This window comes from Streptomyces sp. CNQ085 (assembly GCF_022614595.1).
Classification (GTDB): Bacteria; Actinomycetota; Actinomycetes; order Streptomycetales; family Streptomycetaceae; genus Streptomyces.
This window is the reverse complement of the sequence record NZ_JAJFAU010000179.1, coordinates 1-8,670: the sequence shown is the minus strand read 5'-3', so window position 1 is coordinate 8,670 and position 8,670 is coordinate 1. Positions and strand designations below refer to the sequence as shown.

The window sequence follows — 8,670 nt, the reverse complement described above, 5'->3', positions numbered from 1 at the left end:
TCTCGGTCAGCGGCGACACGCCGGCCGGGGGCGGGGCCGCAACCACAACGGCCTGCTGGTCGGCGCGCTGGCGGTCGTCGCCGCCGTGGTCCTCGGCGTGGGCGCCGCCGTCTTCTTCAGCGACGACGACAGCGCGAACGCCAACCAGAACAGCGGCGTCCAGGCCGCCACCGCCGGTGCCGGCGAGGGCGCCGGGGACGACGGGGAGGACCAGGACAAGGACGCCGACAAGGACAAGGAGGAGAAGCCGGGCCCCCTCCCCTCCGAGGACGCGGCCAGCCTCCAGCTCGGCGGCAGCGCGACCACGGACAAGGCCGTCCAGGGGGCGGAGTCCAGGAGTGGTGCGTACGTCACCGGTCTCGACAAGCCCGGCTCCTCGGCCACCTGGACCTTCGAGGTCCCCGAGGAGGGCAAGTACACGCTGTTCGTCGGCTACGGGGTGCCGGGCAAGGACGCGAACCCCGCGCTCGCCGTCAACGGCACGTCCCACAAGGGCGGGCTGAACATGAAGAACTTCGCCAGGGCGGGCGAGGGCGAGTGGGAGAAGGGCTGGACGCGCACCTTCGCCTGGATAGACCTGGACAAGGGCGCCAACACCGTCAGGATCTCCTGCGAAGAGGGCAGCCAGTGCGGGTTCGTCCTCGACCGGGTCTGGCTCAAGGAGGGCCACGTCCGCGGCTGACGCCGCCGTGGCGGGGGCCGGCGGCGCGGTCGCGTCAGCCGCTGACCACCTCCAGGAAGGCCGTCACCGTCCGCGCCATCGCCTCCCGCGCCGGGAGCAGGTATCCGCGGGGGTCGACGGTCCGCCCGTCCTCGGTGAGGAAGGCGCGGACGGCTCCGGTGAAGGCGGTGTTCAGCGCCGTCCCCACGTTGATCTTCGTCATCCCGGCCACGACCGCCCGCCGCAGTTCCCCGTCCGGCACGCCCGAGGAGCCGTGCAGCACCAGCGGTACGGGGACGGTCTCGCGCAGTTCGCGGATGAGGGCGTGGTCGAGGACGGCGGTGCGCTCGGTCATCGCATGGGAGCTGCCGACCGCGACGGCCAGGGCGTCCACCCCGGTGGCGGCCGTGTAATCGGCCGCCTCGGCGGGATCGGTGCGTACGCCGGGGGCGTGCGCGTCGAGCGTGCCGCGCCCCTCATGCGGCTCCCCGCCCTCCCGCTCCCCGTCGCCGGGCTTGCCGCCGATCCGGCCCAGCTCGGCCTCCACCCACATCCCGTGCGCGTGGCCGAAGCGCACGGCCTCCGCCGTGGCCGCCACATTGGCGGCGTAGGGCAGTCCCGAGGCGTCGAACATCACCGAGCCGAACCCGGCCTCCGGGGCGGCGCGCAGCAGCTCGGGGCTCTCCACATGGTCCAGGTGCAGCGCCAGAGGCGCGCCGGAGGCCCGCGCCACGGCCGCCGCCGCGGCCGCGACGGGCGCGAGCCGACCGCCGTGGAAGCGCACGGCGTTCTCGGATATCTGGAGGACGGCGGGCATACCGGCGGCCTCCGCGCCGGCCGCGATCGCCTCGGCGTGCTCCAGGGTGATGACGTTGAACGCGGCGACGCCCCGGCCGGACGCCCGCGCGTCCGCCACGAGTTCCCCGCTGCCGACCAGTGGCACACCCGCCCCCTTCCCGGTATCCGTCGTCCGTGCCCGCCGTGCCGTCCTGCGCGGTCACCCGGCCGCGGTCACCCGGCCGTCACCTCGCGCCGTCCGGGCCGGACGCCGGACGGGCCGTCAGACGGCCGCCATCCGCTGGTCGATCCGAACCCCGGGCAGCAGCTTCTCGTACAGCTCCCGGTCGAACTCGCCCGCCGTCCCGGCCCGTACGGTCGCCGCCGACAGGGCAGCGGCGCGGGCCAGCCGGTCCGGCCAGGGCAGGCCCTCCACGAGCCCGGACAGCAGCGCGGCCACCACCGAGTCCCCCGCTCCCGTCGGGTTGCCCGTCAGCCGCCGGGGAGACTCGACGCGCCAGACACCCTCCGAGGTGAGCCCCAGCAACCCGTCCTCACCCAGCGAGGCGACGACGGAGTGCGCCCCGCGCCGCTGCGCCAGCCGCGCGGCCCGCAACGGCTCGGTGGTGCCCGTTACCCCGGCCAGTTCCCGGGAGTTGGGCTTGACGACGTCCGGCCGGGCGGCCAGCCCGCGCAGCAACGGCTCCCCGCTGGTGTCCAGCAGCACGGGCACGCCCGCGGTACGCGCGGCGCGCACCAGCGTCCCGTACGCGCCCACGGGCACCCCGGGCGGCAGGCTGCCGCACAGGGCGACGGCCGTGGTGTCGTGCAGCAGCCCGCCGTAGACGTCCAGGAAGCGCTCCCACTCGGCGGTGGTGACGTGCGGTCCGGGCTCGTCGAGCACGGTGGCGCCGCCGGACGCCTCGTCCACGACCGTGACGGTGCGGCGGGTGTCCCCGCCGACGGCGACGAACGCGTCCCCGACAGGTCCCTCCTCCGTCACCTCCGACAGCAGCGTCCGCAGCCGGTCGCCGTTCGGACCCCCGGTGAAGCCGGTCACCAGCGTCTCGTGGCCCAGCGCGCCCAGGACCCGAGCCACGTTCAGGCCCTTGCCACCCGGCCGCTCGGTGACCTCCCGGACCCGGTGGGAGGCGCGGGGTTCCAGACGGGAGACGCGGTAGGTGATGTCCAAAGCCGCGTTGAGCGTGACGGTCAGGATCATCCGGTACTCCGTCTCCCACCGGCGAGTGTGAACGTTCGGCATGCCCACGGTGGCGCGGGGCCGCCGACCGTGCGAGTGATCATGCCAAAGCGGAGCCGGTCGGCACAGAGGGTGGAGGCGACCGCCCGTGCTCGATGTGGGAACGAGACCGTAACGCAATCAGCCCGTCGCACCGCCGCGTACAACCCCGGCGGGCTCGGCGGCGTCCGGGAGGCGAGGGGGCACCACCCACCCGCCCCGGCGCATGACGCCCGCGACCCGGTAACCGCCGTCCAGCACCACCAGGTCGGCGTCCTTGCCGGGCTCGATCGACCCCACCCGGTCGGCGACCCCCAGCAGCCGTGCCGGGTTGAGCGCCAGGGCACGTACCGCGTCCTCGATCCGCAGGCCGTCCACCGTCACCGCGCGCCGCAGCGCCTCGTCGAGGGTGAGCGTGGAGCCCGCGATCGAGCCGCCCTCCACCAGCCGGGCGACACCGTCGGTGACGCGCACCTGAAGCGGGCCGAGCGGGTAGAGGCCGTCGCCCATCCCGGCCGCACCCATGGCGTCGGTGACGAAGGCGACCCGGCCGGCCCCGGCACGGGCGAAGGCCAGCTCCAGGACGGCCGGGTGCAGGTGGACGCCGTCGTTGATCAGCTCGACGGTGACCCGCTCGTCCTCCAGCAGCGCCGCTACCGGGCCGGGGGCGCGGTGCAGCAGCGCGGGCATCGCGTTGAACAGGTGCGTGGCGACCGTCGCGCCCGCCCCGACGGCCTCCAGCACGGCCTCGTAGGAGGCGTCGGTGTGGCCGACGGCCGCGATCACCCCGCTGTCGGCCAGCAGTCGCACCGACTCCGGACCGCCGGGCAGCTCCGGAGCGAGTGTCACCATCCGCGCCGTGCCGCGCGCAGCCTCCACCAGCTTGCGCACGTCGGCCGGGTCGGGGTCGCGCAGCAGAGCGGGGTCGTGGGCGCCGCAGCGGCCGCGGGCGATGAACGGTCCCTCGAAGTGGACGCCCGCCAGGTCGCCCTGCTCCACCAGCTCCGACAGAACGGCGGCCTGCCGGGAGAGTTCGTCCAGGGCGCCGGTGACGGTGGAGGCGACCATCGTCGTGGTGCCGTGTGCGCGGTGGGTGGCGATCACCCGCAGTGCCTCCTCGGCCGAGCCCGCGGAGAAGGACGCCCCGCCGCCGCCGTGGACGTGCATGTCGACGAAGCCGGGCACGATCCAGTGGCCGGCCAGGTCGAGCGTGCCCGCCTCCCCGGGGACGTCGGCGGCGACGCGCGAGCCCTCCACCGTCACCCTGCCGTCCTCGGCCACGCCGTCCGGAAGGACCACCCTGGCGCCCGTCAGCACGGTGCGCCGCGCCCCCGTCGTCTGCGCCGTCTTCGGACCGGTCATCGGCTCGCAACCTCCGCGGAGAGTAGGTCCCAGGCGAGGAGCCCCGCGCCCAGGCACCCGGCGGTGTCCCCGAGGGCCGCCGGAACGATCGTGGGGACGTGCTGGAAGGTGACCTTGGCGCGTACGGCCTCGCGCAGTGGAGCCAGAAGCGTCCCGCCCGCCTCAGCCAGCCCGCCGCCGACGATCAGCACCCGCGGATCCAGCAGGGTGATCACGATGACCAGGCCCTCGGCGAGGGCGTCGACCGCGTCGTGCCAGACGGCCGCGGCCCGCGGGTCGCCCGCCTCCACGGCCCGGGCGGCGCCGGCCGCCGTCGCCTCCGGGTCGCCGCACGCCTCGGCCCAGGCCCGGCCCACGGCGGCGGCGGAGGCGAACAGCTCCAGGCAGCCGCGCCGCCCGCAGCCGCACTCGGGCCCGCCGGGCCGTACGGTGATGTGGCCGATCTCGCCCGCGCCGCCGTGCGCGCCGGGCTCCACCCGGCCGTCGATCCCGACGGCCCCGGAGATGCCGGTGCCCAGTGCCGTGAACAGAAAGCGGTCCACTCCCGCTCCCGCTCCGATCCGCCCCTCGGCGAGCCCTCCGGTGCGCACGTCGTGCCCGAGGGCGACGGGCGTCCCGCCCAGCCGCGCGGCCAGCAGGTCGCGCAGGGGCAGGTCCCGCCAGCCGAGGTTGGTGGAGTAGACGGCCGTCCCCGTGGCGTCGTCGACGATCCCCGGCACGGCGACCCCCGCGGCCAGGGGCTCGGCGCCGTACCGCGCGACCCCGGCGGCCCGCAGCTCTCCGGCGAACGCGAGCACGTTCTCCACCACGGTGTCCGGCCCGTCCTCCCGCCCGGTGGGCCGCCGTGCCTGGTGCAGCAGCGTGCGGCCGGCCCCGACGAGGGCGCCCTTCAGTCCGGTGCCGCCCACGTCGAGGGCGACGACATACGCGGTTTCGTCATGCCGAGGAGTCACGGGGACAGTCTCACCCGCCGCCCGCGAAAGGTCTAGTCCACTCTGCGGCAGGCCGGGCGCCGCACGGTGCCCCCGCTCGCGCGGGAGGGAGACCCCCGGGGGCGTCAGGTCTCCCCCGGTCCCCGTCCCGTCCGGCCGGGGACCGGGCGGGACGGCGGGTGAGACGGCTCAGTCGCGGAGGATGCTTCCGAACTCGTCCATCACCGGGTGGAGCCGCATCGGCGGCTCCGGGTCCCAGTCCGAGGGGCGGGAGGTCTCGGGCCCGTCGGGGCCGACGCGGACCAGCCGCTCGACGCGTACGATCCGGAAGCACTGGCCGCGCACCCGCAGTTCGTTGCCGCGCGGGGTCGCGGCCACGTACGCGTCGGCAGCCCGGACGTCCTCCTCGGCCTCCTCCGGGGGGACTTCGTAGAGCAGGGGCCGGATCTCCTTCAGGTGGTTGACCATCGACCGCCGGGCGTCGTGCGGGGTGGGCAGGGAGACGCAGACCGGCTCCCAGAAGTCCTCTCTCTCCTCGGCGAAGGCGAAGGCGGCGGGCAGGAGCACCACGCCGGGGTGGGAGTGGAGGGCGCGCAGGGAGTCCGCGCGCACCTCCTCCGGGTAGCGCGCGTCCCGGTAGGCCAGCGACAGCAGCTCGATCCGCTGGATGCCCGTCATGAGGCCGACGGCGGCGGCGTGGTCGATGACGAAGCCCTTCGTCCGCGAGACCGACCGGTCCCCCAGACCCCAGGAGAGCGGCCCCGGCGGCTCGGGGTCGGTGGGGCGGGGCGGTTCCAGCCCTTCGGGACCGATGCGGGCGAACTCGTCACCGCGTACGACGCGGTAGCGGGTGTCGCCCACCGAGACCTCGTCCACCGGCTCGGTCTCGAGCCGGGCGACGGCGGCCAGCAGCCGGCGGCGCAGCGCCCGGTCCCCGGCGTCGTCCCTGGCCTTGAACCACAGGTGGGAGTTGAGGCCGTCCCGCGCGTGCTGCGGGAAGCCGCTGTGCATGTCGCTCAGCAGCCGCCAGCGGGGCCCGTCCTCGGGCCGCTGCTCGGCGAATCCGAAGACGGGCCCCCGGATCACGACCTGCGGATAGCGCACGGACGCCTCGACGGTGTCGTGCTCGGTGACCCGGGAGACGGGGTCGTCCTGGGCCCGTACGCGGATGGTCAGGTGGTGGGGTGACTTCTCGTGGTGGTCCTTCATGTACCCACTGTGTTCGCGCCGTCCCGCCGCGTCAGCCGGTTCCGGGGATTTCCACACGTACAGTTCCCGGCTGTACGAGGACGGCACGGGCGGCGCGGGCCGTCAGCCCAGGACCACGCTGCGCGTGAGGTTGCGCGGCCGGTCCGGGTCCGCGCCGGAGGTCTCCGCCAGGGCGACCGCCAGGCGCTGGGCCCGGATCAGGTCGGCCATGGGGTCCAGCGCCCGCTCGCCCGTGCCCGGGCAGTCGGAGTCCGCCAGCAGCGCCCCGCCCGCCCGCGAGATGTCGCCGGCCAGGCCCTCGGGCAGGGAGCCCAGCAGCCAGACGGTGCGGCCCGGGCGGGCGATCGCGACGGGGCCGTGGCGGTACTCCATCGCCGGGTACGCCTCCGTCCAGACGCCGGCCGCCTCGCGCATCTTCAGCGCGGCCTCCAGCGCCAGCCCGTACGTCCAGCCGCGGCCCAGGAAGGTCCACTGCTCTGCGTCCAGCGCGGCCGGGGGCAGCGGCTGGACGACGGCAAGCTCCGCGTCGACCGCCGCCTGCCCGACCGGCTTCACCCCGGCCGGCGGCGCGCCGTGCCGTTCCAGGTCCGCGCGCAGCAGCGCCAGCGCCGTGGTGGCGAAGCGGGTCTGGACGACCGACTCCTCGTCGGCCCAGTCCAGGACGGCGGTGTGGTCGGCGGTCCGTGCCACGGGCGTGGCGGGGTCGGCGGTCAGGGCGGTGGTCGGCACACGGCCCCGCAGGCGGGCCAGGAGGCCGAGCACCTCGGAGGTGGTGCCGGAACGGGTGATCGCCACCACTCGGTCGTACGCGCGCCCGGCCGGGAACTCCGAGGCCGCGAAGGCGTCCGTCTCGCCCTGCCCGGCGGCCTCGCGCAGCGCCGCGTAGGACTGGGCCATGAACCAGGAGGTGCCGCAGCCGGTCACCGCCACCCGCTCGCCCGGGCGCGGCAGCGCCCCGGCGGCCCCGGACTCCACCGCCTTCGACGCCCGTCGCCAGCAGCCGGGCTGGGTGGCGATCTCGGCAGCGGTACGGGACTGCTCTGCGGCGGCCATGCGGGGCTCCTCGTGGCGGGGCGGGCGGTGAGTCCCGGCGGGCGGGTACACGCACGTGGATAGCAGCCCCGGCCCGGGAGAGTGAAGCACCGTTGTCGAAGCGATACGCGGTACGGCGCGGGCCGTCCGGCCGCCGGGATGCGGTGTCCGAGCGCGGCAGTAGGTTGGAGGGGTGAGCACCGGCAGCGAGCGGCCGAGCGGCGGCGACGGCACCGGCGGCCTGTCCGAGGAGGACGAGGCCGTGCTCGCCGTCGAGCGCCGGGGCTGGACGAGTCCCGGGGCCAAGGAGCGTGAGATACGCGAGCGTCTGGGCATGTCGCCCACGCGCTACTACCAGGTGCTCAACGCCCTGCTCGACGATCCGCGTGCCCTGGTCCGTGATCCGGTCACGGTCAACCGGCTCCGCCGGCGGCGCGACGAGCGGCGCGGACTGCGGTAGGGGCGCGGCAGCGGTACGGCCGACGGGCGTCGCCGGGACGGTCGCCGGGGGCGGTGAGGAGACGGCCGCCGGGTATGGTCCCAGGCATGGGCAGCCACTCCTCACCCCCCTTCCCGGAGCAACTCCCCGTACCGACCACCCCCGCCGGACGCGACGGGCTGGCCGCGCTGCTGGCCGACCCCGGGCGGGCCGTGGTCGCCCTCGACTTCGACGGGACGATCGCCCCGATCGTCCCCGACCCCGACAGCGCCCGCGCCCACCCGGACGCGGTGCCCGTCCTGGCCCGGCTGGCACCACTGCTGCGGTCCGTCGTCATCGTCACCGGCCGTCCGGCCGCCACGGCCGCCAGCCACGGCGGCTTCGCCGGGGCTCCGGGCCTGGAGCATCTGGTGGTGCTCGGGGCCTACGGCGCCGAGCGCTGGGACGCGGCCACGGGTGAGATCCGCACTCCGCCGCCGCACCCCGGCGTGGAGGCCGTACGCGCAGAACTGCCCGGCCTGCTGGAGGAGGCCGGGGCGCCGCGGGGCGTCCGGACCGAGGACAAGGGCCGTGCGCTGGCCGTCCACACCCGCCGGGCCGCTGATCCGCAGGGCGCCTTCGAGGCGCTGCGCGACCCCCTGGCCGGACTGGCGGTACGGCACGGGCTGGCCGTGGAGCCCGGCCGTCTGGTGCTGGAGCTGCGGCCTCCGGGCATGGACAAGGGCATGGCACTCACGGAGTTCCTCCGCGACACGGGCGCCGCCTCGGTCCTCTACGGTGGTGACGACCTGGGCGATCTGGCCGCCTACGACGCGGTGGACCGGCTGCGCGGCGAGGGCGTACCCGGAGTGCTGCTGTGCAGCGGCAGCGACGAGGTCACCGCGCTGGCCGAACGGGCGGACCTGGTCGTGGACGGCCCCGCCGGGGTGGTGGGGCTGCTGGGCGCGCTGGCGGACGCGCTGGGGGCCTGACGGCCCCGGGCCCGCGGGCCGCCGCCCGCCGGTACGGCCCGCGGACC

The 8,670-nt window shown here is 75.8% G+C and carries 9 protein-coding genes; 3 read left to right on the top strand and 6 right to left on the bottom strand.

The genetic code is table 11. The annotated features are described in order from the left end of the window. On the top strand, window positions 1-682 hold a 682-nt coding region (locus LJ221_RS21755), incomplete at its 5' end, for a hypothetical protein (protein WP_241718421.1). A 34-nt stretch (window positions 683-716) separates the two neighbouring features. Here LJ221_RS21755 and LJ221_RS21750 read toward each other — a convergent pair. The 6 genes from LJ221_RS21750 to LJ221_RS21725 form a co-directional block, all read right to left on the bottom strand. Further along, complete coding sequence (locus LJ221_RS21750) at window positions 717-1,604, bottom strand: ketose-bisphosphate aldolase (protein ID WP_241718420.1); 888 nt, start codon at window positions 1,602-1,604, stop codon at window positions 717-719. Window positions 1,605-1,721: 117 nt separating this feature from the next. Next, window positions 1,722-2,660, bottom strand: coding sequence for a 1-phosphofructokinase family hexose kinase (locus LJ221_RS21745; RefSeq protein ID WP_241718419.1), 939 nt, complete (start codon window positions 2,658-2,660; stop codon window positions 1,722-1,724). Between the two features lie 159 nt (window positions 2,661-2,819). Beyond that, window positions 2,820-4,040: an N-acetylglucosamine-6-phosphate deacetylase gene (gene nagA / locus LJ221_RS21740; protein ID WP_241718418.1), complete on the bottom strand. Its 1,221-nt coding sequence runs from the start codon at window positions 4,038-4,040 to the stop codon at window positions 2,820-2,822. After that, the gene (locus tag LJ221_RS21735; protein ID WP_241718417.1) at window positions 4,037-4,993 is read right to left on the bottom strand and encodes an ROK family protein; all 957 of its coding nucleotides are present in this window, start codon (window positions 4,991-4,993) and stop codon (window positions 4,037-4,039) included. Before LJ221_RS21735 ends, nagA begins: the two co-directional genes overlap by 4 nt. Before the next feature lie 168 nt (window positions 4,994-5,161). Beyond that, window positions 5,162-6,181: a DUF5954 family protein gene (locus tag LJ221_RS21730; RefSeq protein WP_241718416.1), complete on the bottom strand. Its 1,020-nt coding sequence runs from the start codon at window positions 6,179-6,181 to the stop codon at window positions 5,162-5,164. 102 nt (window positions 6,182-6,283) lie between these two features. After that, window positions 6,284-7,234 carry an SIS domain-containing protein gene (locus LJ221_RS21725; protein ID WP_241718415.1) on the bottom strand — a complete coding sequence of 317 codons (951 nt, stop codon included), beginning with the start codon at window positions 7,232-7,234 and terminating at the stop codon, window positions 6,284-6,286. Between the two features lie 172 nt (window positions 7,235-7,406). On the opposite strand from LJ221_RS21725, the gene LJ221_RS21720 reads away from it, so the two are divergent. Both LJ221_RS21720 and otsB read left to right on the top strand, forming a co-directional pair. Next, window positions 7,407-7,673: a DUF3263 domain-containing protein gene (locus LJ221_RS21720; RefSeq protein ID WP_241718414.1), complete on the top strand. Its 267-nt coding sequence runs from the start codon at window positions 7,407-7,409 to the stop codon at window positions 7,671-7,673. An 86-nt stretch (window positions 7,674-7,759) separates the two neighbouring features. Next, entirely contained in the window at window positions 7,760-8,623 is an 864-nt protein-coding gene (gene otsB / locus LJ221_RS21715) for a trehalose-phosphatase (protein ID WP_241718413.1), read from the top strand. Window positions 8,624-8,670: the final 47 nt, after the last annotated feature.